Annotated in this window: 24 protein-coding genes; 12 read left to right on the forward strand and 12 right to left on the reverse strand. The window is 66.7% G+C overall.

Annotation, left to right across the window (positions count from 1 at the left end):
- Positions 1–19: 19 nt before the first annotated feature.
- Complete coding sequence (gene ppdK, locus BLM15_RS14335) at positions 20–2704, reverse strand: pyruvate, phosphate dikinase (protein WP_126113394.1); 2685 nt, start codon at positions 2702–2704, stop codon at positions 20–22.
- A gap of 292 nt (positions 2705–2996) precedes the next feature.
- Here ppdK and BLM15_RS14340 point away from each other — a divergent pair, with 292 nt between their 5' ends.
- Entirely contained in the window at positions 2997–4142 is a 1146-nt protein-coding gene (locus BLM15_RS14340) for an alpha-hydroxy acid oxidase (RefSeq protein ID WP_126113395.1), read from the forward strand.
- A gap of 24 nt (positions 4143–4166) precedes the next feature.
- Here BLM15_RS14340 and BLM15_RS14345 read toward each other — a convergent pair whose 3' ends face one another.
- Complete coding sequence (locus BLM15_RS14345; protein ID WP_236846664.1) at positions 4167–4664, reverse strand: YcgN family cysteine cluster protein; 498 nt, start codon at positions 4662–4664, stop codon at positions 4167–4169.
- Positions 4665–4846: 182 nt separating this feature from the next.
- Here BLM15_RS14345 and BLM15_RS14350 point away from each other — a divergent pair, with 182 nt between their 5' ends.
- From BLM15_RS14350 to BLM15_RS14380, 7 genes are all read left to right on the forward strand, one after another.
- Positions 4847–5989 carry an ABC transporter substrate-binding protein gene (locus BLM15_RS14350; RefSeq protein ID WP_126113396.1) on the forward strand — a complete coding sequence of 381 codons (1143 nt, stop codon included), beginning with the start codon at positions 4847–4849 and terminating at the stop codon, positions 5987–5989.
- Entirely contained in the window at positions 5986–7089 is a 1104-nt protein-coding gene (locus BLM15_RS14355) for a FecCD family ABC transporter permease (RefSeq protein ID WP_126113397.1), read from the forward strand. The genes BLM15_RS14350 and BLM15_RS14355 overlap by 4 nt, the downstream gene beginning before the upstream one ends.
- Entirely contained in the window at positions 7086–7883 is a 798-nt protein-coding gene (locus tag BLM15_RS14360) for an ABC transporter ATP-binding protein (protein ID WP_442859459.1), read from the forward strand. Before BLM15_RS14355 ends, BLM15_RS14360 begins: the two co-directional genes overlap by 4 nt.
- 32 nt (positions 7884–7915) lie before the next feature.
- Entirely contained in the window at positions 7916–8698 is a 783-nt protein-coding gene (locus tag BLM15_RS14365; RefSeq protein ID WP_126113399.1) for a class I SAM-dependent methyltransferase, read from the forward strand.
- A 165-nt stretch (positions 8699–8863) separates the two neighbouring features.
- Positions 8864–11071, forward strand: coding sequence for a transglycosylase domain-containing protein (locus BLM15_RS14370; protein ID WP_126113400.1), 2208 nt, complete (start codon positions 8864–8866; stop codon positions 11069–11071).
- A gap of 33 nt (positions 11072–11104) precedes the next feature.
- Positions 11105–11680 (forward strand): DUF1214 domain-containing protein, encoded by a 576-nt coding sequence (locus tag BLM15_RS14375; protein WP_126113401.1) that lies wholly within the window; start codon positions 11105–11107, stop codon positions 11678–11680.
- A gap of 110 nt (positions 11681–11790) precedes the next feature.
- Complete coding sequence (locus BLM15_RS14380; RefSeq protein ID WP_126113402.1) at positions 11791–12327, forward strand: DUF1254 domain-containing protein; 537 nt, start codon at positions 11791–11793, stop codon at positions 12325–12327.
- 21 nt (positions 12328–12348) lie between these two features.
- On the opposite strand, the gene corA is transcribed toward BLM15_RS14380, so the two are convergent.
- The 3 genes from corA to BLM15_RS14395 all read right to left on the reverse strand — a co-directional run bounded on the left by corA (position 12349) and on the right by BLM15_RS14395 (position 14580).
- Positions 12349–13404: a magnesium/cobalt transporter CorA gene (corA, locus tag BLM15_RS14385; protein WP_126113403.1), complete on the reverse strand. Its 1056-nt coding sequence runs from the start codon at positions 13402–13404 to the stop codon at positions 12349–12351.
- Between the two features lie 106 nt (positions 13405–13510).
- Complete coding sequence (locus tag BLM15_RS14390; RefSeq protein ID WP_126113404.1) at positions 13511–14308, reverse strand: hypothetical protein; 798 nt, start codon at positions 14306–14308, stop codon at positions 13511–13513.
- Between the two features lie 71 nt (positions 14309–14379).
- Positions 14380–14580, reverse strand: a complete 201-nt coding sequence (locus BLM15_RS14395; RefSeq protein WP_126113405.1) for a hypothetical protein — start codon at positions 14578–14580, stop codon at positions 14380–14382.
- A gap of 175 nt (positions 14581–14755) precedes the next feature.
- Between BLM15_RS14395 and BLM15_RS14400 the strand changes: the two genes are divergently transcribed.
- A complete protein-coding gene (locus tag BLM15_RS14400; RefSeq protein ID WP_126113406.1) occupies positions 14756–15880 on the forward strand; it encodes a DUF2336 domain-containing protein in 1125 nt (374 codons plus the stop codon).
- 2 nt (positions 15881–15882) lie between these two features.
- Here BLM15_RS14400 and BLM15_RS14405 read toward each other — a convergent pair whose 3' ends face one another.
- Genes BLM15_RS14405 through BLM15_RS14415 form a run of 3 tightly spaced genes read right to left on the reverse strand, consistent with a single transcriptional unit; the run spans position 15883 to position 18540 of the window.
- On the reverse strand, positions 15883–16218 hold the full coding sequence (locus tag BLM15_RS14405; protein WP_126113407.1) for a DUF1491 family protein: 336 nt from the start codon (positions 16216–16218) through the stop codon (positions 15883–15885).
- Positions 16219–16252: 34 nt separating this feature from the next.
- Complete coding sequence (locus BLM15_RS14410) at positions 16253–16804, reverse strand: hypothetical protein (RefSeq protein ID WP_126113408.1); 552 nt, start codon at positions 16802–16804, stop codon at positions 16253–16255.
- Positions 16805–16821: 17 nt separating this feature from the next.
- Positions 16822–18540 carry a sensor histidine kinase gene (locus tag BLM15_RS14415; RefSeq protein ID WP_164547517.1) on the reverse strand — a complete coding sequence of 573 codons (1719 nt, stop codon included), beginning with the start codon at positions 18538–18540 and terminating at the stop codon, positions 16822–16824.
- Positions 18541–18977: 437 nt separating this feature from the next.
- Here BLM15_RS14415 and BLM15_RS14420 point away from each other — a divergent pair, with 437 nt between their 5' ends.
- Positions 18978–19259 carry a hypothetical protein gene (locus BLM15_RS14420; protein ID WP_126113410.1) on the forward strand — a complete coding sequence of 94 codons (282 nt, stop codon included), beginning with the start codon at positions 18978–18980 and terminating at the stop codon, positions 19257–19259.
- A 90-nt stretch (positions 19260–19349) separates the two neighbouring features.
- Complete coding sequence (locus tag BLM15_RS14425) at positions 19350–19775, forward strand: SufE family protein (RefSeq protein WP_126113411.1); 426 nt, start codon at positions 19350–19352, stop codon at positions 19773–19775.
- On the opposite strand, the gene BLM15_RS14430 is transcribed toward BLM15_RS14425, so the two are convergent.
- The 3 genes from BLM15_RS14430 to BLM15_RS14440 form a co-directional block, all read right to left on the reverse strand.
- Positions 19772–20572 (reverse strand): DUF6456 domain-containing protein, encoded by an 801-nt coding sequence (locus BLM15_RS14430; RefSeq protein WP_126113412.1) that lies wholly within the window; start codon positions 20570–20572, stop codon positions 19772–19774. The two genes, BLM15_RS14425 and BLM15_RS14430, sit on opposite strands and share 4 nt — an antisense overlap.
- On the reverse strand, positions 20569–20937 hold the full coding sequence (locus BLM15_RS14435; RefSeq protein ID WP_236846665.1) for a helix-turn-helix domain-containing protein: 369 nt from the start codon (positions 20935–20937) through the stop codon (positions 20569–20571). Before BLM15_RS14435 ends, BLM15_RS14430 begins: the two co-directional genes overlap by 4 nt.
- Positions 20938–21229: 292 nt before the next feature.
- Positions 21230–21646, reverse strand: a complete 417-nt coding sequence (locus tag BLM15_RS14440) for a Ros/MucR family transcriptional regulator (protein ID WP_126113414.1) — start codon at positions 21644–21646, stop codon at positions 21230–21232.
- A gap of 395 nt (positions 21647–22041) precedes the next feature.
- Here BLM15_RS14440 and BLM15_RS14445 point away from each other — a divergent pair, with 395 nt between their 5' ends.
- A complete protein-coding gene (locus BLM15_RS14445) occupies positions 22042–24183 on the forward strand; it encodes a S9 family peptidase (RefSeq protein ID WP_126113415.1) in 2142 nt (713 codons plus the stop codon).
- Here BLM15_RS14445 and BLM15_RS14450 read toward each other — a convergent pair.
- Entirely contained in the window at positions 24170–25633 is a 1464-nt protein-coding gene (locus BLM15_RS14450) for a hypothetical protein (protein WP_126113416.1), read from the reverse strand. The genes BLM15_RS14445 and BLM15_RS14450 overlap by 14 nt on opposite strands.
- Between the last annotated feature and the right edge of the window lie 93 nt (positions 25634–25726).

The raw sequence follows: 25726 nt of genomic DNA on the forward strand, positions 1-25726 counted from the left end.
ATCGCGCCCTCCCCGCTTCTCAGGCGTCCTTGGCCTTGATCGCCCCCAGCGCCGCCTGGGCGGCGGCAAGGCGCGCGATCGGCACGCGGAAGGGCGAGCAGGAGACGTAGTCGAGGCCGATGCTCTCGCAGAAGCCGATCGAGGCGGGATCGCCGCCATGCTCGCCGCAGATGCCGAGCTTGATGTCCGGCCGGGCCTTGCGACCACGCTCGACGGCGATCCTGACCAGCTCGCCGACGCCATCCTGATCGATCGTCACGAAGGGATCGGATTCGAGCAGACCACGCGCGGTGTAGGCACCGAGGAAGGAGCCGGCATCGTCGCGGCTGATGCCGAGCGCCGTCTGCGTCAGGTCGTTGGTGCCGAAGGAGAAGAATTCAGCGCTCCTGGCGATCTCCTCCGCCCGCAGTGCGGCACGTGGCAGTTCGATCATGGTGCCGACCTGATAGGTCAGCTCGCTGCCGCTCTCCTTGCGAACCGCCTCGGCCATCGCATCGATGCGGTCCTTGACTAGATCGAGCTCGGGCGCGCCCATGACGAGCGGCACCATCACCTCGGGGATGACCGGATGACCGGTCTCCTTGGCGGCGATCACCGCCGCCTCGAAGATGGCCCTGGCCTGCATCTCGGCGATCTCGGGATAGGCGACCGCGAGGCGCACGCCGCGGAAGCCGAGCATCGGGTTGATCTCGTGCAGTTCTGCGGCGCGGCGTTTCAGCTTGTCGATGGTCGTGCCCATCGCCGAGGCGACCTCGGCGATCTCGTCATCGGTGTGCGGCAGGAACTCGTGCAGCGGCGGATCGAGCAGGCGGATCGTCACCGGCAGACCCTGCATGATGGCGAAGAGCTCGACGAAGTCCTGGCGCTGCATCGGCAGGAGCTTGGCAAGCGCAGCTCGCCGGCCCTTCTCGTCCTCGGCCAGGATCATCTCACGCACGGCGAGGATGCGGCCGGCGTCGAAGAACATGTGCTCGGTGCGGCAAAGCCCGATGCCTTCGGCGCCGAACTCGCGCGCCGCCTTGGCGTCGCGCGGGGTCTCGGCATTGGCGCGGATCTTGAGACGCCGGACCTTGTCGGCCCAGCCCATCAGCGTGCGGAAGTCGCCGGAGAGCTCCGGCTGCTGCATCTTGACCTCGCCGAGCAGCACCTGGCCGCTGCTGCCGTCTATTGTGATGAAGTCGCCGGCCTTCAGCGTCGTCGGCCCCACGGTCATCGTGCCCTTGGCGTAGTCGACGCGAATCTGGCCGGCGCCGGAGACGCAGGGCTTGCCCATGCCGCGCGCCACGACCGCCGCATGCGAGGTCATGCCGCCGCGCGTGGTCAGGATGCCTTCGGCGGCGTGCATGCCGTGAATGTCCTCAGGCGAGGTCTCGACGCGCACGAGGATGACCTTCTTGCCGCCCTTCTTGGCGGCCTCGGCCGCCTCCGAGGTGAAGACCACCTCGCCGGCGGCGGCGCCGGGCGAGGCCGGCAGGCCGCCGGTCAGCACGCGCCGCTCGGCCTTGGTGTCGATGGTCGGATGCAGCAATTGGTCGAGCGCGCCGGGCTCGACACGGCCGACCGCTTCCTTTTCGGTGATCAGGCCCTCGCGGGCGAGCTCGACCGCGATCCTGAGCGCCGCCTTGGCGGTGCGCTTGCCGGACCGGGTCTGCAGCATCCAGAGCTTGCCCTCCTGGATGGTGAACTCCATGTCCTGCATGTCGCGGTAATGCTTCTCGAGGATGCCGTAGATGCGGCAGAGCTCGGCATAGGCCTCCGGCATCGCCTTCTCCATCGAGGGCTTGTCGGATTTGGCGGCGGCCTTGGCCGCCTCGGTGATGTCCTGCGGGGTGCGGATGCCGGCGACCACGTCCTCGCCCTGGGCGTTGATCAGGAACTCGCCATAGAGCGCGTTCTCGCCGGTCGAGGGGTTGCGGGTGAAGGCGACGCCGGTCGCCGAGGTCTCGCCCATATTGCCGAAGACCATCGACTGGACGTTGACCGCCGTGCCCCAGGAAGCCGGGATGCTGTTGAGCTCGCGATACTTGATCGCGCGGGCGTTCATCCAGGACGAGAAGACGGCGCCGACAGCGCCCCAGAGCTGCTCGTTCGGGTCCTGCGGGAAGTCGGAGCCGAGCTCCTTCTTCACGATCTCCTTGTACTTGCCGACCAGCACCTTCCAATCATCGGCCGTAAGATCGGTGTCGAGATTGAGGCCCTTGCGCTCCTTGTAGTCCTCGAGCGCCTCCTCGAAATGGCCATGGTCGATGTCGAGCACGACGTTCGAGTACATGGTGATGAAGCGGCGATAGCTGTCATAGGCGAAGCGGGCATCGCCCGAGGCCTTGGCGACGGCTTCAACGGTGACGTCGTTGAGGCCGAGATTGAGGACAGTGTCCATCATGCCCGGCATCGAGGCGCGGGCGCCGGAGCGGACCGAGACGAGCAGCGGATTGGCCGGGTCGCCGAAGGTCTTGGCCGTCAGCTTGGCCATGCCGGCCAGCGCCGCCTTGACCTCAGCCTCGAGCGCAGCCGGGAACTTCTTGCCGTTGTCGTAGTACCAGGTGCAGACCTCGGTGGTGATGGTAAAGCCCGGAGGCACCGGAAGACCGAGATTGCTCATCTCGGCCAGGTTCGCGCCCTTGCCGCCGAGCAGGTTCTTCATGCCCGCCTCTCCTTCCGCCTTGCCGTCGCCGAAGGTGTAGACCCACTTCTCGCCTGCCATAGCCTGCCTTTCCCAACGTTGGTGACCGGCATTGAACGCCGGCGCGCCCGCATGGTTTCGCATTTGCGGCAGCACCTGCTGCGGCGCACCTGCGCGGCGTGGTCATGCCGAAAAGCGCATGAACAATCAATGAGCATGCACCGCGCCAATCGGCAGCACAGCGACAGGCGGCGCAATATGGCCAAGGTCGCCGCTGCGCGATAGGATTCTATCCCGCCTTTCGGCGCGGCGGCGCCATCGACCCAGTGGTTGCCTGTCTCGCCCGCTTTCCAGAACAACGCCGAAGCGAACGATGCGCCTGAACGACTGCCACAATTTCCATGACTTCCGCACCCTCGCGAGGAAGCGGCTGCCGGGCCCGATCTTCAATTACATCGACGGGGGCGCCGATGACGAGGTCACGCTCCGGCGCAACGCCGAGAGCTTCGAGCGGTGCGATCTCATTCCGAGTGTCCTGCGCGGCGTGACCACCGTCGATACCTCTGTCACCGTGATGGGGCAGAAGCTCGCCGTGCCGTTCTACTGCTCGCCGACGGCCCTGCAGCGGCTCTTCCATCATCAGGGCGAGCGCGCGGTCGCCGCGGCGGCCGCCCGCCATGGCACCATGTTCGGCGTCTCCTCGCTCGGCACCGTCAGCCTCGAGGAGCTGCGCAAGGCCCATAGCAGCCCGCAGGTCTACCAGTTCTATTTCCACAAGGATCGCGGCCTGAACCGCGCCATGATGGAGCGCGCCAAGGCGGCGGGCGTCGAGGTGATGATGCTGACCGTCGACAGCATCACCGGCGGCAATCGCGAGCGCGACCTGCGCACCGGCTTCTCGATCCCGTTCCGGCTCAACCTCGCCGGCATCACGCAGTTCGCGATCAAGCCGCAATGGGCGCTGAACTACCTCACCCATGAGAAATTCAGCCTGCCGCAGCTCGACAGCCACGTCGACATGGGCGGCGGCGTGATGTCGATCAGCCGTTACTTCACCGAGATGCTCGACCCGTCGATGACCTGGGACGATGTCGCCGAGATGGTCAAGCTCTGGTCAGGGCAGTTCTGCCTGAAGGGGATAATGTCGGTCGCCGACGCGAAGCGAGCCGTCGAGATCGGCTGCACCGGTATCATCCTGTCCAATCATGGCGGCCGCCAGCTCGACGGTTCGCGCGCCGCCTTCGACCAGCTTGCTGAGATCGTCGACGCCGTCGGCGACCGCATCGACGTGATCATGGATGGTGGCATCCAGCGTGGCTCGCATGTGCTGAAGGCGCTGTCGCTCGGCGCCAAGGCGGTCGGCGTCGGGCGCTACTACCTCTATCCGCTCGCGGCCGCCGGACAGCCCGGCGTCGAACGCGCCCTCGGCCAGCTCAAGATAGAGGTCGAGCGCGGCATGAAGCTGATGGGCGTGACCAGGCTGGATCAATTGTCGCGCGAGAATCTGCGGTTCCGGTAGCCCAAAGCCGGAAACGACCCACGTTCAGCCAGCTTTCTTGCCGCGCGCCGCCTTCGGCCAGCGCAGCGGCCAATTGACGATGCGCTCGACGATCTCGTCCTCGGCAACCTCGTCCTCATTGGCGTAGACGCGGTCCCTGACGGACACGCCTGCGGCAACCACCGTCTGCGGATCGCCCGAGACGAGCGGATGCCACCAGGGCAGGTCCCTGCCCTCGCCGACGAGCTTGTAGGCGCAGGTCGGCGGCAGCCAGGACAGCGTGCGGACCGCGTCCGGCGTGAGCGTGACGCAATCGGGAACCGTCTTCGACCGGTTAGCGTAGTCATGGCAGCGGCAGGTCGATGCGTCGAACAGGCGGCAGCCGATATCGGTGGCGTGGAGCCTGCCGGTGTCGTCATCCTCGAGCTTGACCAGGCAGCAGCGGCCGCAGCCGTCGCAGAGCGATTCCCACTCCGCCTCGGTCATCTCCTCGAGCGTCTTGGTGCGCCAGAAGGGCGCGCTATCGATCATCGGGCCGGCCATGGCTGCTTATGCCCCGCCGCAGCGGCAGAGGGAAGCGCGCCAGCGTCGCAGCAAGGGGTATCTCACCCATAATCTTACATTCATTCTAATCTTTGTTTAGAGGCGTTATAATCTATGAAAATTGACCGAATACTCGGATCGGCCTAACGGGAGGAAGAATTCCCTGTTCGTGAGCCCTCCCGATGCTGACCCGCCGATATCTGCTGCGCGCCTTTACGATCATCGCCGGCCTGACAATCGGAGCCCTCCCCGCGCTGGCCGACAAGGTGACCGTCACCGATATCGTCGGACGCAAGATCGAGGTCGAGGCTCCGGTCAAGCGGATCATCCTCGGCGAAGGCCGGCAGATGTATTTCGTCGGCGCCCTCGACAAGGACGAGCCGTTCAAGCGCGTCGTCGGCTGGCGTGACGACCTCGGCAAGGCCGATCCCGAGACCTACCGCGCCTATGAGAAGCGCTATCCGCAGATCGCCAAGCTGCCGACTTTCGGCGGTATGAAGGAAGGCGCCTTCGACATCGAGCAGGCGATCTCGCTCAAGCCCGACGTGCTCTTCCTCAACATCGAGGCCAAGATCGCCAGCGACGAGGCCAAGCTGGTCGAGAAGCTCGCCTCGGTCGGCATTCCCGTCGTCTATGTCGACTTCCGCGAGAAGCCGTTCGAGCACACCGAGCCGTCGATGCGGCTGATCGGCAAGCTCTTCGGCAAGGAGCAGGTCGCCGAGGACTTCATCACGTTCCGCGCCGAGCAGATCAAGGTGGTGACCGATCGCCTCGCCAAGGCAGGCGATCTCAAGCGCCCGCTCGTCATGGTCGAGCGCGCCGGCGGCTATTCCGACGATTGCTGCATGTCCTTCGGCAATGAGAACTTCGGCAAGATGGTCGACTTCGCCGGCGGCCGGAACCTGGCGGCCCCGCTGATCCCCGGCACCTTCGGCACCGTCAACGCCGAGCAGATAGTCGCCTCCAACCCCGATGTCGTGATCGTCACCGGCAGCAACTGGGATGGTTATGTCCCGGGCGGCAACTGGGTCGGGCTCGGCTACGGCGCCAACATGACCGAGGCTCGCCGCAAGCTGACCAATCTGATGAAGCGCCCGGCCTTCACCCAGACTGCGGCCGTCAGGAACGGCCGTGTCCACGGCATCTGGCACCAGTTCTACAACAGCCCCTATCAGTTCGTGGCGATCCAGGAGATCGCGAAGTGGCTGCACCCCGATCTGTTCAAGGACGTCGACCCCGGCGCGACCATGAAGACGCTGCACGAGCGCTTCCTGCCGCTGCCCTACGAGCCCGGCCTGTGGGTCTCGCTCGAGGCCGGCAAATGAGTCTTGCTCCGGCCAGCGCCGACGAGATCGTGACTGAGCCGGCGGAGGCACCACGGACCGTAGCCCATGGCCGCGACGCCTACCGGGCGCTGTCGCTGCGCCGCAAGCTGATCCTCGTCGGCTTCGCCGCCGTGCTGCTCGCCTGCCTGATCGTCGACCTGATGCTCGGCCCGGCCCGCTACAGCGTAACCGAGGTCGTCAACGCACTGATCTCGCCCTCGACCGCACCCGCCGCAGTCAGGGTGGTGATCTGGGACATCCGCCTGCCAGTCGCACTGATGGCGGTCGTTACAGGCGCGTCGCTGGCGATCGCCGGTGCGCAGATGCAAACCGTGCTGAACAATCCGCTGGCGAGCCCGTTCACGCTCGGCATCTCGGCGGCAGCGAGCTTCGGGGCGGCGCTGGCGCTGGTCTTCGGCGTCGCCATCGTGCCGCTCGCGATCGACTACATCGTGCCGCTCAACGCCTTCATCATGGCGATGGGCGCCTCCATGCTCATCCATGTGCTGAGCCAGCGCCGCGGCGTCACGACCGAGACGGTGGTGCTGCTCGGCATCGCGCTGGTCTTCACCTTCAACGCTCTGCTCTCGCTGCTGCAGTTCTTCGCCTCCGAGCAGGCGCTAGGGGCCGTTGTCTTCTGGATGATGGGCTCGCTGACCAAGGCGAACTGGCACAAGCTGGCGATCACCTCGACCGTGCTTGTCCTCTGCATCCCGCTGTTCGCGCGCCGGGCCTGGGCACTGACGACGCTGCGGCTCGGCGACGAGAAGGCGGCGAGCTTCGGCATCGACGTCAGGTACTTGCGGCTGGAAACCATGCTGCTCGTGGCCCTGCTCGCCGCGGTGCCGGTCGCCTTCGTCGGCACGATCGGCTTCATCGGCCTGGTCGGCCCGCATATCGCCCGGATGGTGATCGGCGAGGACCAGCGCTTCTTCCTGCCGGCCTCGGCGCTGGCCGGCGCGGCGATCCTGTCGGCCTCCTCCGTGGTCAGCAAGTCGCTGATCCCCGGCCTGATCTTCCCGATCAGCATCGTCACCGCGCTGGTCGGCGTGCCCTTCTTCTTCAGTCTGATCCTGACCAGCCGGAGGCGCTCATGGTGAGGCGCCTCGCGCTCAACGATGTCGGTGTCGCCTATGGCAAGCGCCAGGTCCTGAGCGGGATCACCACCCCCGAGATGAAGGGCGGCGAGGTCGTCGCCGTGATCGGCCCCAACGCTGCCGGCAAGTCGAGCCTGTTCCGCCGCATCGCTGGGCTGATCCCGGGAGCGGGCTCGGTCGAGGTCGTCAGCGCCCACGGCAAGACGCCCTGCTATCTGCCGCAGGATACGGCGGTGAACGCCGTGCTGACCGTCTACGAATCGATCCTGCTCGCGCGCAAGCAGGGCGGCTCCTGGAGTGTCGGTGACGACGAGCTCGCGGCCATCGACGAGGCGCTGCACGCACTCGACATCGCCGACCTCGCCTTCCGCGGTCTCGGCGAGCTCTCGGGCGGCCAGCGCCAACTCGTCTCGATCGCCCAGACGCTGGTGCGCCGCCCCGAGATCATGCTGCTCGACGAGCCGACCAGCGCGCTCGACCTGCACCGCCAGTTCGAGGTCTTGAGCCTCGTCTCGCGGCTGGCGCGCGAGCGGCAGGTCTGCGTGCTGATCGCGATCCACGACCTCAATCAGGCGCTGCGCATCGCCGACAAAGTGATGGTGCTGGCCAAGGGACGCCTCGCCGCCTTCGGTGATCCGCGCGAGATCATCACGCCGGCCCTGCTCGAAGAGGTCTATGGCGTCGTCGCCCGCGTCGAGGCAGCAGAGGGCGAGACGCCCTTCGTCGTCGTCCATGGCTCAGCCCGCCGGTGCAGCTATGGCGAGGCGCAGCTTGCGCCCGCCCAGGCAGCGGAATAAGCCCCTTTCAAGTTCAGCGCGGCGAACCGCAAATGTCCGACAGCAGCTTCTCAACTCCCGGCGCCAATTTCTCCCTCAAGGAGGAAATCCGGTCCTATTGGTCCGGGCGGGCCGCCACCTTCGACCAGCAGGTCGGCCACGCCATCAAGTCGGACGCCGAACTCGCCGCCTTCCAGTCGCTGCTGCGGCAATCCTTCGGCGCTGAACCGCGCGAGGTGCTCGATCTCGCCTGCGGCACCGGCGAGATCACCCGCGCGCTGCTCTCGCTCGGCCACAAAGTCACCGCGATCGATTTCTCCGAGGAGATGCTGGCTCGCGCCCGCGCCAAGCATGGCGACAAGGCCCGTATCCTTGCGGGCGACGCCGAGCGCTTGCTCGACGACGATGGCACTTACGATGCGCTGGTGACGCGCCATCTGGTCTGGACGCTGACCGATCCCGAAGCGGCCTTCGCCGAATGGTTCCGGGTCCTGAAGCCCGGCGGCAAGCTGCTCGTGATCGACGGCGACTGGATCAACCGCTCCTGGCTGCAGGGCCTGCTCAACCGGGCGGCGACCTTCCTGCGTGAGCGCGCCGGCGCCGCCCCGCATGGCGCCGATCGCGCGGCTTTCGACTCGATCACCAGCCGCTTCTTCTTCCGCGAGGGCCTGAGCGCGGAGCGCCTCTCCGGCATGCTGCGGCAAGCCGGCTTTGCCCAGGTCGAGCCCGCCGACTACGCGCAGGTGGTCAAGGCGCAGCAGCGCCACGCCGCTCTGCACGATGCGCTGCGGCTGGCTTCCTCAACCCGTTTCGCACTGCTCGCGACGAAGGATTGAGCATACCGCGCAGAACACCCGTTTTTGCCGTGCAGCTCCACCGCTGCCCTCTTCCGTTGCAGGCGTCGAGCACTTACCTTCTGTGATCGGGTCGGGCGTTCGCTGGCCGGCCCGGGACGCCGCGAGCGCGAGCCGCCGGCATGCTCAAGGTGGCGCAAAGCCGTGATGGAGTTCAGGAAGGCCCGCTGGACGACCCGCCTGAAGCGCCTCGCGCTCAGTGTGGATGCGTGGATCGGTGCCTCGCTCTATGCGGCCGGCCATCGCGCCGGCGATATCTATGAACGCATCCGCAGCGCGACCGACCGGCTGACCGTCAGCGGGCCGAAACGGCTCGCCGCTGAACTTGCCAGCGAGGGGCTGAACGTCGGCATCGCCGGTGCGATCGTCATGCTGATGCTGGCGATCCCGGCCTTCCAGGAGGGGCGCGAAGAGGCGCTCAAGAACCAGGTCTTCGCCGTCACCTTCCTTGACCGCTACGGCTCGGAGATCGGCCATCGCGGCGCCCGCCATGACGACTCGCTGAAGCTCGAGGAGTTCCCGGACCATCTGCTCAAGGCGGTGCTGGCGACCGAGGACCGGCGCTTCTACGACCATTTCGGTATCGACGTGATCGGGACGTTCCGGGCGCTCACCGTCAACGCCCGCGCCTCGGGCGTCGTCCAGGGCGGCTCCTCGCTCACCCAGCAACTGGCCAAGAACCTCTTCCTCAACAACGAGCGCTCGCTCGACCGCAAGATCAAGGAAGCCTTCCTGTCGCTCTGGCTGGAATACCGGCTGACCAAGAACGAGATCCTCAAGCTTTATCTCGACCGCGCCTATATGGGCGGCGGCACGTTCGGGGTCGCGGCGGCCGCCGATTACTATTTCGGCAAGTCGGTGAAGGATGTGGGCCTGGCGGAGGCGGCGATGCTGGCCGGCCTGTTCAAGGCCCCGACCAAGTTCGCTCCGCACGTCAACCTGCCGGCGGCACGCGCCCGCGCCAATGACGTGCTCAACGCCATGGTCGACGCCGGCTTCATGACGGCCGGCCAGGTCGATTCGGCCAAGCGCAATCCCGCGACGCCAATCGACCGGCGGCGCGATTCCAGTCCGGACTACTATCTCGACTGGGCCTTCGACGAGACCCGCAAGCTCGCCGAGGACGGCAAGCTCGGCCCGGAACGGGTACTGACGGTCAAGACGCCCTACGACCCTGCGATCCAGAAGCGCGCCGATGAGGCGGTCGAGTCGATCCTGCGCCAGCACGGCCCGGCCTATCGCGCCAAGCAGGCGGCGGCGGTGATCATGGACCCGGACGGGGCCGTGCGCGCCATTGTCGGCGGGCGCGACTATGGCGCGAGCCAGTTCAACCGCGCCACATCGAGCCTGCGCCAGCCGGGGTCTTCCTTCAAACCCTATGTCTACGCTGCGGCGATGAGCGCCGGGCTCTACAAGCCGACGACTGTTGTCACCGATCGGCCCGTCTGCATCGGCAACTGGTGCCCCAACAATTACGGGCGCTCCTATGCCGGCTCGATGCCGCTGACGGTGGCGCTGGCGAAGTCGATCAATACGATCCCGGTGCAGATGTCGATCGCGATCGGCAAGGCCACCGGCGAGACGCACGAGGCGCGCGCCGCGCGCATCGGCCGGATGAAGATCGTCGAGACCTGCCGGGCCATGGGTCTGACCACGCCGCTGACCGACACCGTCTCGCTGCCGATCGGGGCGGCGGAGGTGACCGTGATCGACCAGGCAGCCGGCTATGCCGTCTTCGCCAATGGCGGCAAGCGGGCCAAGCCCTATGCCGCCTTCGATATCCGCAACTCGGGCGGCGAGGAGATCTACCGCCATGACCGCGACGAACCCGCGCCGGCGCAGGTGCTGAGCACGCAGGTCGCCTTCGAGATGAATCAGATGCTGTCGACCGTGCCGACAGCCGGCACAGGCCGGCGCGCTGCGCTCGACGGCGTCGTCAGCGCCGGCAAGACCGGCACGACCAACGGCTACAAGGATGCCTGGTATGTCGGCTATACTGGCAATCTCGTCGGCGCGATCTGGTTCGGCAACGATGATTCCTCCGAGACCAACAACATGACCGGCGGCTCGCTGCCAGCGATGACCTGGAAGGAGATCATGGGCTTCGCGCATCAAGGCATCGAGTTGAAGCCGATCCCGGGCGTGACGCCGCAGCCGGGCGACGCCAAGACAGTGGTTGCGAAAGCCAGCGATCCCGCAGCCGGTGCCAACGCCGGCCATATGTCGCGCAAATCCTTCGAGGTGCTCTCCGCCGTCGGCACGATGTTCAAGTCGGTCGAGGCTCCGCGGGCCGCCCGCGCCTCCGTCCAGGCCGGGATCCGGGGCGCTCCCACCGGTCTCTCCGTCATTCGCTAGGCTATCACCGCCAATGCGAACCAAGATCATCCCATGCGCGTGCTCCCCCTCGCTTATGTGATCGCGCTCGGCGCCGGGCTCGGCCTCGTCTCCGCCCGCTACGCGGTGGCCGAGCGGCCCTGGTTCGGCCGGGCCCAGATCGGTGCCTGGACGACTTGGCCGAACAGCGGCGCGCGCGACATCGATCCCTATATGCGGGCCTATCTGGCGCGCGGCGTTCATCTGCCGCTCGGAGCCGGTGAAGGCCTGGAGCTCATCGCCAAGGCAGATGATGCTGGACAGGCGCTCGACGCCCGTTGCCGCTATCTCGTCGGCGGAACAACGCCACCGGCGCGTGGCTGGTCGCTCGATATCGCCGACCCCGCCGGCCGTTCCCTGCAGTCCACCGTCGAGCGCGCGAGCTTCACCGATGCGGAGATCGTCCGCGGCGAACGCGGCGGCATGCGCATCGTGCTGGCCACGGCGCCCGAGGCCGGCAACTGGCTGCCCTTGCCGGTGGGCGGCCGGTTCCAACTCCGCTTGCGGCTCTACGACACGCCGATATCGAGCCATGCCGGCGAACTCAGGCCAAGCGCCCTGCCCCGCATCGCACGGATCGACTGCCAATGAGTGCTGCGGACGATATCGGAGCGTTGCCTACGGCAAGCCGGTCCACGGTCACGGACCGATCGCGGCCTCGCCGCTGGCTGTCACGGCTCAGGAGCAGGCTACTGCGGCTCATGTTGCTGACGCTGGCCGGGCTGGTACTCGCCGGCATCGTCCACATCGTCACCGTGCTGAGGGTCCCCGCTTTGGCCTCGGGCGACGCTGCCACCGTCTACGCCGCACTGGGCATGAACGGCCGGGCCGAGCTAGTGACGCCGCCGCCGGCCGGGCTGCCTGCCATGCTTGACGCCGATCCGAACAGTGTCGCGGCCGTGTGCAGCTACGACCTCGCGGCGGGTCCGCTACGCGTCGTCGCTCGCACCGCCTCGTTGCCGCTCGGTCTCACCGTTCACCGCCGCGGCGGCGGCGTCGCCTATGCGATTACCGACCGGGCGGCGATCCGCGGCGTCCTCGAATTCGTGGTGATGACGCAGGAACAGCTGGACGACCGGCTGGCCAATGACGAGGAGGGCGAGACGTCGCGGGAACTGCGTGTGGTCTCGCCCTCGCTGCAGGGCCTCGTCGTCGCGCGGGTTATCGTCCGCCGTGCCTTCGACCGCAGCGAGGCGGAAGCACTGGCGACCGGCGTGGCGTGTGGACTGGCGGATTAGTCCATCTCGCTCGAAAATACCCTAGAGCCAGCCATTGCGCTTGAAGCGCCAGAACAGCGTCAGGCAGGTGGTGATGATCACCGTCAGGACGCCGTAATAGCCGTAATGCATCTCCAGTTCCGGCATGTTCTTGAAGTTCATGCCGTAGATGCCGGCAAGCGCGGTCGGTACCGCGAGAATGGCCGCCCAGGAGGCGAGCCGCTTGGTGATCGCATTCTCCTGGCTCTGGCCGACGAGCAGGCTCGCCTCGAAGGCGAAGGCGAGCACCTCGCGCAAGCTGTCGATCTTCTCCTGGACAGTGCGGACATGGTCGGTCACGTCGCGGAACATCGGTGCGAGCGTCGGGCGCACCTGCGGCACGCTGCCATTGCTCAGGCGCTGGCAGACATCGACCAGCGGCCCGACCGCGTTGCGCAGGCGCAGGAGATCGCGCCTGAGCATGTAGAGCCGCTCGATGTCCCCGCGCGTCATCGGCCTGGCGAGGACCTTGTCCTCGATCTCCTCGACCTCATCATGGATCGACTCGAGCACCGGCATGTAATTGTCGACGATGAAATCGAGGATCGCGTAGAGGATGAAATCCTCGCCCTTGGCCAGCGAGGTCGGGCAAGTCTCCCAGTGTTGCCGGACCGATGTGTACGAGGTCGAGGCGCCGTGGCGGACACTGACGATGTAGCCGCGGCCGATGAAGATATGCGTCTCGCCGAAGGCGATGCGCTTGTCGACCATCTGGGCGGTGCGGGCGACGACGAACAGCGCGTCGCCATATTGCTCGAGCTTGGGCCGCTGATGGGCGTTGGTCGCGTCCTCGACCGCAAGCGGGTGCAGGCCGAATTGCTCCTGCACGCATTTCAGCAGCGCCGCCTCGGGCTCGAGCAATCCGATCCAGACGACATGGCCGTCCTTGCGGGCCCATTCGCCGGCCTCATCAATCGGGACGTCGGCGATGCGCACGCCATGGGCGTAAACACTCGAGGCGACGACGCCGGCTTCGTGGCGATGCCCCTGGTCGGCAGGCGAATCGCTGGGGGGTTCCGCCGCGACCGAGGGCGTGAACCTGACGTGTGCGACTGACATGGGGTCACTCCACCGTTCGCCAGCTCATATTCGGCAGGCTAGACCTAATTCCACGGGAATGGGAATCCTGTTTTGCGCCTGAAATCGGAGATCGGACGCAAGCCCGCTAGCCCTTGTAGACGACGGGTCCCCGCTCCGCCGGCGCGCCGTCGCCCTTTCCGGCGAAGATGCCGATCAGCGGCAGATTGCAGGCGCCGCCTAGCTCGCTTTCCAGCCCCATGATGGCGCGCTCGGCCCGAACGGCCTCCCGCGAGGGCATCTCGACAACGAGGTTGTCGAGCGAGAAGCGATAGCTCTTCAGCCTGAAACGAGCGCGCTCGCAGACCCAGAGCATCAGCCCTTCATTCTCGGCGATGCGCTGAGTAGCCGGATCGCGCTGCTCGGGCGGTACCTGCTGAGAGGCGTCGAGGGCACGCAGGCGGGCGCGATCGGCATTGATCACCCGCAAGGCATTGGCGCGGAACTGGCTGAGCAGCAGCCGGTCGCCATTGGCGTCTTCGGCAAGCCGGTTGTAGCGCGACGCCTGCGAGGCGAAGGAGCCGGAGGTCAGGGCGCGATGATAAGAGGCGACATCGTTCGACTGGGCCTCGACCGGCAGGATACGGGCATGGGCGAGCTTGGAGACCTCCCGTTCGAAATGACTGCGCTCATGCGCCGGCAGGACGATCCGCCAGGCGCGGGCCCGCAACTGCTCCTCATCGTCGGTCATATGAAACCAGGAGGAGGCCTCGCCGCGAAAGCGCGCGCTCCACTCGCCGACAGCCGGTGCAATCTGGTCCGCGAAGATGTTCGGACGGGGGCGGCCGAGATCGCCGGTAGTCGAGCAGCCGGCGAGCAGAACGCAGGAGAGTGCCGCCGTTGCGACCGAGTGGGATGCGAAAAAGTGGGAACCGGTTCTTCGCATGAATCCCACTCGAACTCTCAAGAACGGATCGTGATGATCTTGGATCAATCCAAAATCACGATCCGCAGCTCTCACCCAGGCCGCCTGCGCCGCGTCTCGCGCTCGCCGCGGCCTGCGGGGCGCGGCCGGCGCGGCGGCTTGCTCGCAGCGGGCTCCGGCTGGCGCTCGTAGCGTACGCCGGTGAAGAACAGGATTTGCCCGGAAGGGCCCACCGCTGCGGGGCTCTGGCTGGCGAAGCGCCTGCGCGGCGCAAAAGGAATGACGTCTGCCATGATGCGCCTCCCTTGCTGGCGCCTGTGCCCAATTCGCGGACGACACGTAAGATCGGACTCACGCGCGAGTTACGCCGCCATCCTCCCGACCATCAGCGCCCATCATGGTTAACGCTGTGCTAACGCATCGGGGATAAGTTGCCGAAAAGTGAAATTCGTCGACGAGAAATCTCCCATGTCGTCCCGCATCGCCACAGATCTCGCCGAGCTCGCCAGGTTGGCCAGCGATGGCGGGCTCGATCTGCGCCAGGTCGCGCTGCGGGTGAAGACCGATTTGCTGCTGGCGACGCCGAGCCCGTCGACTGAGGACATGGAAGCCTTCCGCGCCATGGCGGAAGCCTCGATCCCGATGATCGACGATGCAACGGCGACGATCCTCGCCCGCAAGCTCGCGAGTTGGCCGCATGCGCCGCGTGAGGTCCTCGCGGACCTGCGCGCCCGCGGGGGCGAGGTGCTGGCTGCGCTGATCACCCATGGCATGCCGCTCAGCGCGACAGAGATCGAGGAGATCGCAGCCGAGGGGGACAGCGAGGCGAGAGTGGCTCTCGCCGGCCGGCGTGATCTCACCGACAGCGCCAGCATCACGCTCTCCGGCTGCGACAATGCCGAGATCGACGCGGCGCTGGTCGCCAATACAGCAGCGCCGCTACCGCATGCGGCGCTCGACCTGTTGCTGCCGCGTGCAATCCGCGCACCCGCGCTCGGTGCGAGCCTGCTGGCCCGCGCTGATCTGCCCGTGTCGGAGCTGACGCCGCTCTTCCTGCAGGCGAGCCTCGAAAAGCGCCTCGCCATGATCGACGCCGTCGTGGCTTATGAGGCGCTAGCCCCCTCGCCGCGACCGGCAACGCTTCCTGCCGAGCAGATCGCAGGCCTGGTCGCGACGGCGCTCTCCGATCGACCCGGTGCCTTCGCGGCGCTGGCGGATGCCTTCGGCAGCGATGGGCGCTTCGCAACGGCCATGGCGAACGATCAATCGCGTCGGCTCGCGGCGCTGGTGCTGATCGGCTGCGGCGCGAGCCCGGAGGATGCGACGCGCTTCCTGATCGGGCTCGGCGACGACGCGGCGCGCTCGGTCGAGCGCATTTTTGCGCTGGTCGAGCTGATGCGCTCCGTGCAGCCGACAGTGGCGCGCCGACTGGCACAGCAGATCGGGGGAATTGCGCCACGCCATGCCCGTCCAGGAACCCTGCAGCCTGCGATGGATCCGAGCGGCACGCCGGCCCGGTCCGGCGCCGAGCGCGCTCCCGCGCGCGGCATCGTTCAAGAGGTGCGGCGCAGGCTCGGCGGCGGTAACGGCTGACGTTATCCCTCTACGAGCTCGAGCTGCGCATCGCCGGCGCGGTTCTCGATCTCGACCAGCCAGAGATCGCTGTCGAAGCGCACTTCGCGCGCGACCCGATCCTCGACCGTGAGCGGATCGGCGTCGAGCACGAGCTGGAAACGGCGCTCGCCGGCCTCGTCGGCCAGCGCCTGCGGCGCCGGGCCATAGAGTGCGGCCGTGCCGTCGAGGCGGTCGAGCTTGACGAAAACGGCGCCGGCCTCGCGGGCGCCGCGCCGACGCAACACCGCGACGAGCCCGTCACGAGCCGCCTGGCGCAGATAGGCCGAGACCCAGAAATCGCTGGTCAGGCGGGGCACGAAGAGCGCCCCCGCAATCCGCGGACCACGGAGGTCAGCGCCGCTGTCCCCGGATATCCGCCGGTGGCCGGATATCGGCGCCGTTGATCAGGTCGGCGATCGGGTCGCGTGCCGCCGCTGGCTGAGCGGCCGGAGCCGGGCGAGCGGGGGCCTGCGCCGCCTGTGCCTGCCGCGGCTGGGCAGGCGCGACCGGCGCCGGCGGGCGCGGCGCTGCATCGCGGGCGGCAGGTGCCAGCGCGCCGGGCCGCGCTGGCGGCATGATGGCCTGCTGGGCTGGTACCGCCGAATTCGCGGGTTCGGCGACTGCCGGCGTCTCGGCCCGGCGCTCGGCCGGCCGCGCCGCCGATTGCGACGGCGGCGACAGCATCGGCGCCGGGTGGCGGCCCTTCTGGAACAGGACGGCGTTCAAGACGATCAGCACCGACACGGCCGCGAAGAGGAGCACGACCAGCCCGCGGCCCGGGCGCCGGGCAAACCAGCGCAGGAGCCGGGCTGGCGCCGAGGGGGCGCGTCGGCCGGCGGAGCGGCGGGCGGGCATCGACAGCGTCGCATCGGAGCGGGCGCGGGCGGCGAGCGTGGCTGACATGGTCTTTAAGCTCTCGGTCAGGCGGTCAGGCGAACAGGTTGCTTGGTGTCGAGGCCGCGGCGTGGCGCGCGGGCGAAGGTTGCGATGCGCGCCGGCTCGCACGCAGTAGAAATGCCGCCGAGCGGGAGGCGGACGCCGACACGGGTACCGACGCCGGGCGCGCTCTCGATGGTGAGTGTGCCGCCATGCAAGCCGACCAGGCCGCGCACCACCGACAAGCCAAGGCCGGTGCCGTCATGAGCGCGATCGTAGGATGACTTGGCCTGGAAGAAGGGATCGCCCAGCCGTGGCAGGTCCGCCGCGCCGATGCCGATGCCGGTATCGGACACCGACAGGTCGATCATCCCGCCATCGCGCACCAAAGCGAGGGTGACGCGCCCCCCTGCGGGCGTGAACTTGATGGCGTTCGACAGAAGGTTGAGCATCACCTGCTTCAGGGCGCGCCGGTCGCCAAGCAGCTGCGGCAGGTCCGGACCGATGATCCGCTCGAGCACGACCGATCCGGTCTTGGCCTTGAGCGCGACGACACTGCAGCAATCCGCGGCGAGTTCCGCCATGTCGAGCGAGTCCTGCTCGATCGTCATCGCTCCGCTCTCGATCTTCGAGACGTCGAGCAGCGTGTTGACCACATCGAGCAGATGCTGGCCGGAATCATGGATGATCCTGGCGTATTCCTGACGTTGCGCCGGACTGAAGGAAGGGCCGAGCTCGCCACCCAGCATCTCCGAGAAGCCGATGATGGCGTTGAGCGGGGTGCGCAGCTCATGGCTGACGGTCGCCAGGAACTGCCCCTTGACGTCGCTCGCCTTGACCGCTTCGGCGTGGTTGCGCTCGCGCTCCTCGTCGATCGCATGCCGGTCGGTGACGTCGCGGCTGACGCCAACGACGGCTGCGACGCCATGCGGGCTCGCTTGCTCGATCCGCCGAACACTGAGATCAAGCCAGCGCACGACCGGGCTCGCCGAGGCATGCCCATCGCTGCCCGTCGGGACGAACAGGACACGGAAACAGGCGTTGGCCCGGCCGCTGCCATGCGCGGCATCGCTCAGCGCCTTGAGGAAGAGCGGCCGGTCGGCGATGTGGACGCGATCGAACAGGCCACGGCCGAACAACTGGGCTGGCTCGGCCCCGATCAGGCCACGGGCGGCCTCGTTGGCGAAGACGACGGAGCCGGCCGCATCGTGCCAGGTGACGAGATCGCCGACATGCTCGAGCATCAGTCGCGCCCGCGCATCGGACGCGCGGTGCTCGCGTAGCTCATCGTCACGGCGATAGAGGAAGCCGACTGTGATCAATGCTGTGAGCAGGATCGCGATCGCGGCGAAAGCAGGCGTCGCCTGCCAGGTCCAGGATGCCGGTTCGACAATTGCCCCCATCCCCTGCAGGGCAACCACAGCACCGAGGCCGATGGCCGCAAGCGCCCCGGCGCGCGCCACATAGGAGCGGGAGCCGAAGAACATCGCTTCGGCCGGAACTGCCGCAAGCCAGAGCAGCAATGGCGAGGCGGCTCCACCGGTCAGGCAGGCGAGCGTGGTGATCAGCAATGTCAGGGCGGCGCCGGAAATGCAGTGCGCGAGGTCGAGCCGCCCAGTGCGCGAGAGCAGGAAGACCGCCAGAAGCGGCAGTGTCATCGCGACGAGCACGAGCAGTTCGAGCGCCCCGATGCGGCCGCGCCAGGCGACATAGGCCGGCATCAGGCTGAGCGCTGCGGTCGAGACAACGAGCCTCGTCAGCATGAAGCGCTCGTGACGCATGCGTTCAAGCGAATCGGCCAGCGCCGATGGATGGACCATCGCCGCGACCTGCGCCCTTACCGCCGTCATCAAACTGGAAAACCGCAAACGCACACCTCTGCCGGCCATGGGCACTTACGCCCCGCCTTGTTGCTGTGATCCTCATGGTTGCCGTTTAAGCGGGGCTTAAAGAGACCGGGCCCGAAACCGGGCACTTCCTCGGCGTTCGCAAAAATAACCTTTGTTTTTCAACAAATTGCACGGATCTCAGCGCGCTACTCCACGTCAGCTGTTGTTGGCCACAAGGTGAACGGATGCTGAAGACGATAGGCCGCCTTTGATTCAAATCGACGCTTTCGGCGACACCTGATCTTTTGGTCCACGCGCTAAGGTTCTCACATTCGCGGGCTGGGGAGCCCGGAACCGGATGGGGACCGAGCATGGCCTATCTTCTGCGCAGCCTGGCGATCGTCGGCGTGATCGCGCTGAACTCGCCCGTGCACGGCACGAAGAACGAGCCTGAGGCGACCGTGGTCGATGCCAAGGCGGCCATTGCGATCCTCGCCAAGATCGACCCCAAGGCAGCGCTGCAGGGCGCGGTCAGCCTGCGCGAAGCGGCCGAGGTTCTCGCCGGGCTGGAACCGGAGACCCGCGCCCGGGTCCTCGCCATGGCGGCGAGTGCCGCGACACGTGCCGGCGACCCCCAGCCGCGACAGCGCTGACGCTTGACCTAGCCGCGCGAGAGGCCGAAGACGCTCGCCATCGCCGTCGCATTGTCAGCGGTGGGATGAAGCGGAGGCCGACTGCAGTTCATGAGCGAGAGCCTCGAGGAGATCGTCGCCAATTTCGAGCTGCTCGACGAGTGGGACGATCGCTATCGCTATCTGATCGAGCTCGGGCGCACGCTCGCGCCTCTGCCCGAGGACGCACATAGCGACGCCAACAAGGTACGCGGCTGCGCCAGCCAGGTCTGGCTCGAGACCCGTGCCGCGGGTAGCCCCGGCGAAACCACGCGCCTCTATTTCAGCGGCGATAGCGACGCACATATCGTGCGCGGGCTGGTCGCGCTCGCCATCGCCATCCACTCCGGCCACACGGCGCAGGAGATCCTGACGACCGACGCCTTCGCCATCTATGAGCGCCTCGGATTGGCGGCTCATCTGACGCCTCAGCGCTCGAACGGCGTGCGTGCCATGATGGAGCGGATCAAGAGCGACGCCCGCGCGGCATTGGCCTAACCGCCACTGACCGGTGCAGGTGGGATCGACGGGCGCGCGTCGGGCGCGTGCCAGACGGTGCTACCGGCAGATAAACTCTGCTTCCCGCCCAGTCCGTAGTGCTCGACGAGCGCTGACAGCGCCAGCCGGAGCACGACCTTGGCCGAGCGTGCCGGCCATTTGTGCTCGCGCTCGACCTGGTCGAGCCCCTTGAGGAAACCGCAGACATCGATCGCCAGGCCCGAGAGCTCGGGGCCAAGGCGCTTGCACGCAAGGCGCACACGCTGACGCGCTGCCAGGCTGGAATCGGAGGCCTCGGCCGGACCACGCGCCGACGTATGAGTACCGGCAGCGAGAGCTGCGTCCCAGTTGACCGTGATCCGAGGCAGCATCTGCGCCAACGTCAGATCGGCGCGGAAGCGCTCACCGGCGGCGAACTCGGCCGCCGATATCTGAGGCGCCCCGTCCTTGCCAAGGCGACGATGGAGCCAGAGCAGCGGGCTTTCACGCTCATCCAGCACGACCTGCTGCGCCTGCCCGTCGACCACCATCGTCGTCGTCGCACGCGGCCTTTGCGCCTCGGCGTCGACGAGCCGCAGTCGCCGCCTGCCCGCTTCGGTGAACCAGGCGGCAAAACCGGCGGCGACGAGGACATCGGCCTCGGCCACGGGGACATAGCCGGCCCCGAGCGTCGTTCCACCGGCTGCGCGGCGGTAGAGCGCGAGCCGCCCGCAGCCTAGCGGCGAGTCGACAGCATAGGCGCCGCGCTCGCTGAGGTGCCGGAGCAAGCGAGACGGGGTGCGGTCGCCAGCGCTCATCGGGAGCCCTCCGAGCCGAATCCCAGTTGCAATCCGAAAGCGAGATGCGCCAGGCCAGTCTCGAGCGCCGAGACGGCGAAATCGAATGCCGGCTGGTCGCGCCGATCTTCGACCAGGGCGCAAGCGTGACGCACGGTCGTGCGGTCGCGCTCGAAGCAGGCGCCGACCTCGGTCAGGGTCAATCCGAAACCAACATGGGTCAGATACATTGCAAGCTGGCGGGCAAAGGCGATCCTGCGGGTTCCGCGACCGGCACGTAGCGCCCCGACCGGCAGGCTCATCGCGCCGCTGACGGCCGCTTCCGCCAGCCGGGCCGGAGCGCCCAAGCGGGTTGGATGTGACCGCTTGGCAATCGGTATGTTCATGATATGTTCCATTACGGGTATCGCCTTCCCAAATTCAACCGCGACGCACAAGGTATATATTCCTATAACGACTCCCACAAGCACGTCGTTGCCCGTCCCGACAGGCTCCTGACAGTTTTGTGCTCGCGGCGGCTAGCCCCCTGAAGGAAAGCAACCCGACCAATGAAGAGCCATTCGTCGTGTTTTCCCTCGCCAGTGAGGCCGTGCAGGAAAGGTGACGCAAAGAAAAAGCCGCCGGCTTAGCCGGCGGCTTCATTGCATGGGCGATCGTGCCGGCTGGGCCGGCGATCGATCAGCGGCGCTTGCGGCGCTGCTGGCCGAGACCCATCTTCTTGGCGAGCTGCGAGCGCGCCTCGGCATAATTCGGCGCGACCATCGGATAGTCGGGCGGCAGGCCCCACTTCTCGCGGTATTGCTCGGGCGACATGTTGTACTGCGTGCGCAGATGGCGCTTCAGCGACTTGAACTTCTTTCCGTCTTCCAGGCAGATCAGATAGTCGGCCGTGATCGACTTCTTCACTGCAATCGCAGGCTTCGGCGCCTCGACCGGAGCAATCGGGGCAGCGCCACCGACGACACGATTGAGTGCAGCGTGAACGTCGCTGATCAGCGCAGGCAACTCCGATGCCGGGACAGAATTGTTCGACACGTAGGCGGAAACGATATCTGCCGTGAGTTCGATGAAATCGGAACCGTCTTGGTCAGCCATGATGGCGTTGCTCCATTGTTTTTTTGACCAGTCGTAGCGTGACTGCGCCCAGCTCTGTTTCCAGGCGCGAGCGCCTCCCTGACCTCCGCCGGCAGACGGTCGAATTCCCACCGGAATAGAATCATGCAAAACGGACCAGCCGGCAATCGTCTAAGCCATGCAGTTCAATATCGCAAGTGGCTTGACAAGGATTCGAATACATTCGTCGAGACATATTATTGCTGAAATTGTGAGCGTGCATCGTAACCATGACGCCTTGCACCGCAGCATTTGCGCGAAAAGGTTGTCCTTGTCAGTGCCGCCACCGACCTCTACCTGTCGTCTCGACCAAGATGAAGCGATCCCACCATAGATCGAGACTTTAGAAATGGTTGAACCGAGCCTGGAGACCAAGCATGACTAGCCAACGCAGGGTCTCCGCCCAGCCGGTTCCCGCCATCCGCCCGCAAAGCAGCACGGTCCACGGGGTCGTCCTGACCGACGACTATGCCTGGCTCCGAGCCGAGAACTGGCGCGATGTGCTGCGCGACCCGGACGCCCTGCCGGCCGAGATCCGGGCGCATATCGAGGCCGAGAACGCCTGGTGCGACAATCTGATGGCGCCGACGCGAACGCTTCAGCGTGAGCTCATCAAGGAAATGCGCGGACGGATCAAGGAAGATGACAGTGAGCCGCCGCAGCCGGACGGACCGTTTCTCTACTATAGCCGCTACCGGCGCGGCGGCGAGCACCCGCTGATCTGCCGTAAATCGCGTTCAGACAAGGGCGGCAAGCCCGGACGCGAGCAGGTGATGCTCGATACCGACGCGTTGTCCGAAGGTAAGGAGTTCTTCGACCTCGGTGATGCCGAGCATAGTCCGGATCATCGTCTGCTCGCCTGGAGCGCCGACGAGGCCGGCTCGGAGCTCTACCTCATCCGAATCCGCGATCTTTCAACCGGCAAGGACCTGCCGGACGCGATCGCCAACACTTCCGGCGAGATGATCTGGGCCGCCGATTCCAGCACCTTTGCCTATGTCGCGCTCGATGACGACCATCGCCCGACCCGGGTGCTGCGTCACCGGCTCGGTACGCCGCAGAGCGAGGACGAACTGCTCTACGAGGAGACCGATCCCGGCCTGTTCGCCGATATCGACCAGACCCAGTCGCGCCGTTTCCTGCTGATTTCGAGCAGCGACCACGAAACCTCGGAAGTTCGGCTGGTCGATCTCGCCGACGAGGCGGGCAAACCCAAGCTGATCGCGGCCCGACAGCCAAGACGGCAATACAGTGTCGAGCATCATGGCGACGAGTTGCTGATCCTGACCAATGCCGATGGCGCCGAAGACTTCAAGATCGTTCGCGCGCCGCTGGCCGACCCGTCGCCATCCAATTGGGTCGACCTCGTGCCGCATAAACGCGGCCGGCTCGTGCTCAGCCATCTTTGCCTCGCCGACCGGCTGATCCGCCTGGAGCGCGAGGAAGGTTTGCCGCGCATCGTCATCCGCGATCTCAAGAGCGGAGCCGAAAGCAGCATCGCCTTCGACGAGGAGGCTTATGGCCTCGGCATCGATGCCGGCTACGAATTCGATACGGATCGACTGCGCTTCATCTATGCCTCGATGGCGCGGCCCGCTGAAACTTTTGACTACGATCTGGCGACCGGTGAGCGCACCTTTGTGAAACGCCAGGAGGTCCCGTCCGGTCACGACCCCGACGCCTATGTCGTACGCCGCATCTTCGCGACGGCGAAGGACGGTGCCAAGGTGCCTGTCTCGCTGCTGCATCGGCGCGATCTCGTGCTCGACGGCTCGGCGCCCTGCCTGCTCTACGGCTATGGCTCCTACGGCGCGGCGATGTCGGCCTCGTTCCGGACCAGGCCGCTGAGTCTTGTCGATCGCGGCTTCGTCTACGCCATCGCCCATATCCGCGGGGGCACCGACAAGGGCTGGGGCTGGTATCTCGACGGCAAGCGCCAGAACAAGCCCAACAGCTTCACCGACTTCATCGCGGCCGGCGAGATGCTGGCGGCGGAGGGCTTCACCAGCCGCGGCCGCATCGTCGCCGAGGGCGGCAGCGCCGGCGGCATGCTGATGGGTGCCGTCGCCAATCTCGCACCGGAACTGTTCGCGGGCATCATCGCCGAGGTGCCCTTCGTCGATGTGCTCAACACCATCCTCGACGAGAGCCTACCGCTGACCCCGATGGAATGGCCGGAATGGGGCGACCCGATCCGGGATGAGGCCGCCTTCCGAACGATCCTCGGCTATTCGCCCTATGACAACGTCAAGGCGCAGGCCTATCCGCCGATCCTGGCGACGGGCGGGCTGGCCGATCCGCGCGTCACGTACTGGGAGCCGGCGAAATGGGTGGCGCGCCTGCGCGCGACCATGACCGGCGGCGGCCCGGTCATGCTGCACACCAACATGGATGCCGGGCATGCAGGCGCCGCCGGACGCTTCGATTCGCTGAAGGAAACCGCCCTCGCCTACGCCTTCGCCATCACGGCGGCTGCCGGCGGCTGGGATAAGGCCAGCGAACCGGTCAGTTCGAGCTAGGTTCGAGCTTGTCCTTCTCGCTGGCGAGATAGGTTTTCAACTCGTCCATCGAGGCGAAGGTATAGTCGCCGTCCGGCGTGCGAGCGTGGATCGAACCGTCAGCGAACATGGTGAACTGCGTCTCGCCGACCTGGTAGGCACCGATCACGCCCTCTTCCGAAGCCGCAGGCTCGTCGTCCGACGGCTCCTTGTCCGATGTCTCCTTGTCCGACTTGGCTTCGGCGGCGATTTCCGCCGTCTCCGCAGGGGGCACCTCCGCCTCGGCCGGGCCCGGCACCTGCGTTAGCTCTTCCTCCGGTTCTGGTTCCGGCGGCTCCTGCGTCACAGGCTTGCTAGTGGCAACCGTCTCGGCCTCGGCGTCCTCTGCCGAAGCCTTGTCGGCGGTATCGATTTCGACGTCGCCCAGAGCGCCGGGATCACGCGGATGCGTCACCGGGGGCCAGGCCCGCGGCGCCATCCAGGTCTCCGCCGTGCCCAAGCCATCGCTTACGCCCACGCGATCGCGTCGCGGCAACTCGACCTCCGGCGCGTTGATGACCCCCGAGAGTTGATCGCGCAGCGCAGTGAACTCGTCAGCGACCGAGGCGGTCGCCTCGGTCGAGGGGCGGTCGATGCTCGGCCACCAAAGCCGGTCTTCACCTGGCGCTGGCGCAGACTCTGGCTTGATCGCGTCCGCCTCGGTCTTCACCTGGTCTGCTTCGGGCTCTTTCACTGGAACCTGGACAGGGTCCGCTTCGACGCTTTCCTCATCATCGTCCTGGTTTGGCCGCGACGGCTCGCCGATGCCCGCCGAGATCGGGAGGTCCTGCTCGCCCTCCGAAGCGGGAGGCTCTTTTTCAATCACGCTCCGCTCGTCCGAACTGACCTCTGAGGGCGCGGCATCGAGCGCCGCGGGCAGCGGGGGCAGCAGCCAGTCGTCAATCTCGCCGGTCACGGTCGAAGGCGGTTGCTGCGGCTCGGCGACCACCACTTCGGCATGGTCGGAGCGCTTGCTGTGTCCTCCGTCATCATCGTCCGTCTTATCGGATGCTTTTTCGCCCGCCGGCTCCTCGGCTTTCGCCAGGCTGGTCAGAGCGCCAGCGACCGCAGCAGCGCCGGCTCCCGCTGCCAGCGTGGTCGCGGTACCGACATGTCGTGCCTCAGGCGCATTCTCTTTTTCGAGCACGGGCTCCGGGCGCGCCAGCGCTTCGTTCGGCGCGAGCCGTTCGTTGAAGCGCGGCTCGGACAGCACGACGGCCGCCATGGCGCCGCTGACCAGTCCCTTGAGCCGGCGGACTTCCGCGAGCACCGCGGCGAGTGCGAGCAGGATCAAGCCGGCCGCCACCGCCAGTGCCCCCAGGATGACCTCAGTGAAGCCTCGCTCCAGGACGACATAAGCCCAGCCATCGACGATGGCATAGGTGCCGCCCGCCAGCAGAGCGAGCCCGAGAACCACGAAAAGCTTGACCAACGCTTGCTCCTTTGAGGCCGGGCGAGCTGCAACAGCTTGCCGCCCCAGCGGTTAACCTATCGATACCATGCCTTATTGCCAACCGAACGGCCT

This window comes from Bosea sp. Tri-49 (genome assembly GCF_003952665.1).
Lineage (GTDB): Bacteria > Pseudomonadota > Alphaproteobacteria > Rhizobiales > Beijerinckiaceae > Allobosea.

Coding starts and splice junctions, on each gene's coding strand:
- BLM15_RS14340 (WP_126113395.1), top strand. CDS start 2,997: ATGCGCCTGAACGACTGCCACAATTTCCATGACTTCCGCACCCTCGCG.
- BLM15_RS14345 (WP_236846664.1), bottom strand. CDS start 4,664: ATGGCCGGCCCGATGATCGATAGCGCGCCCTTCTGGCGCACCAAGACG.
- BLM15_RS14400 (WP_126113406.1), top strand. CDS start 14,756: ATGTCGTCCCGCATCGCCACAGATCTCGCCGAGCTCGCCAGGTTGGCC.
- BLM15_RS14350 (WP_126113396.1), top strand. CDS start 4,847: ATGCTGACCCGCCGATATCTGCTGCGCGCCTTTACGATCATCGCCGGC.
- BLM15_RS14380 (WP_126113402.1), top strand. CDS start 11,791: ATGTTGCTGACGCTGGCCGGGCTGGTACTCGCCGGCATCGTCCACATC.
- BLM15_RS14425 (WP_126113411.1), top strand. CDS start 19,350: ATGAGCGAGAGCCTCGAGGAGATCGTCGCCAATTTCGAGCTGCTCGAC.
- BLM15_RS14370 (WP_126113400.1), top strand. CDS start 8,864: ATGGAGTTCAGGAAGGCCCGCTGGACGACCCGCCTGAAGCGCCTCGCG.
- corA (WP_126113403.1), bottom strand. CDS start 13,404: ATGTCAGTCGCACACGTCAGGTTCACGCCCTCGGTCGCGGCGGAACCC.
- BLM15_RS14420 (WP_126113410.1), top strand. CDS start 18,978: ATGGCCTATCTTCTGCGCAGCCTGGCGATCGTCGGCGTGATCGCGCTG.
- BLM15_RS14430 (WP_126113412.1), bottom strand. CDS start 20,572: ATGAGCGCTGGCGACCGCACCCCGTCTCGCTTGCTCCGGCACCTCAGC.
- BLM15_RS14395 (WP_126113405.1), bottom strand. CDS start 14,580: ATGGCAGACGTCATTCCTTTTGCGCCGCGCAGGCGCTTCGCCAGCCAG.
- BLM15_RS14435 (WP_236846665.1), bottom strand. CDS start 20,937: ATGAACATACCGATTGCCAAGCGGTCACATCCAACCCGCTTGGGCGCT.
- BLM15_RS14390 (WP_126113404.1), bottom strand. CDS start 14,308: ATGCGAAGAACCGGTTCCCACTTTTTCGCATCCCACTCGGTCGCAACG.
- BLM15_RS14410 (WP_126113408.1), bottom strand. CDS start 16,804: ATGTCAGCCACGCTCGCCGCCCGCGCCCGCTCCGATGCGACGCTGTCG.
- BLM15_RS14355 (WP_126113397.1), top strand. CDS start 5,986: ATGAGTCTTGCTCCGGCCAGCGCCGACGAGATCGTGACTGAGCCGGCG.
- ppdK (WP_126113394.1), bottom strand. CDS start 2,704: ATGGCAGGCGAGAAGTGGGTCTACACCTTCGGCGACGGCAAGGCGGAA.
- BLM15_RS14375 (WP_126113401.1), top strand. CDS start 11,105: ATGCGCGTGCTCCCCCTCGCTTATGTGATCGCGCTCGGCGCCGGGCTC.
- BLM15_RS14415 (WP_164547517.1), bottom strand. CDS start 18,540: ATGCTGACGAGGCTCGTTGTCTCGACCGCAGCGCTCAGCCTGATGCCG.
- BLM15_RS14445 (WP_126113415.1), top strand. CDS start 22,042: ATGACTAGCCAACGCAGGGTCTCCGCCCAGCCGGTTCCCGCCATCCGC.
- BLM15_RS14440 (WP_126113414.1), bottom strand. CDS start 21,646: ATGGCTGACCAAGACGGTTCCGATTTCATCGAACTCACGGCAGATATC.
- BLM15_RS14365 (WP_126113399.1), top strand. CDS start 7,916: ATGTCCGACAGCAGCTTCTCAACTCCCGGCGCCAATTTCTCCCTCAAG.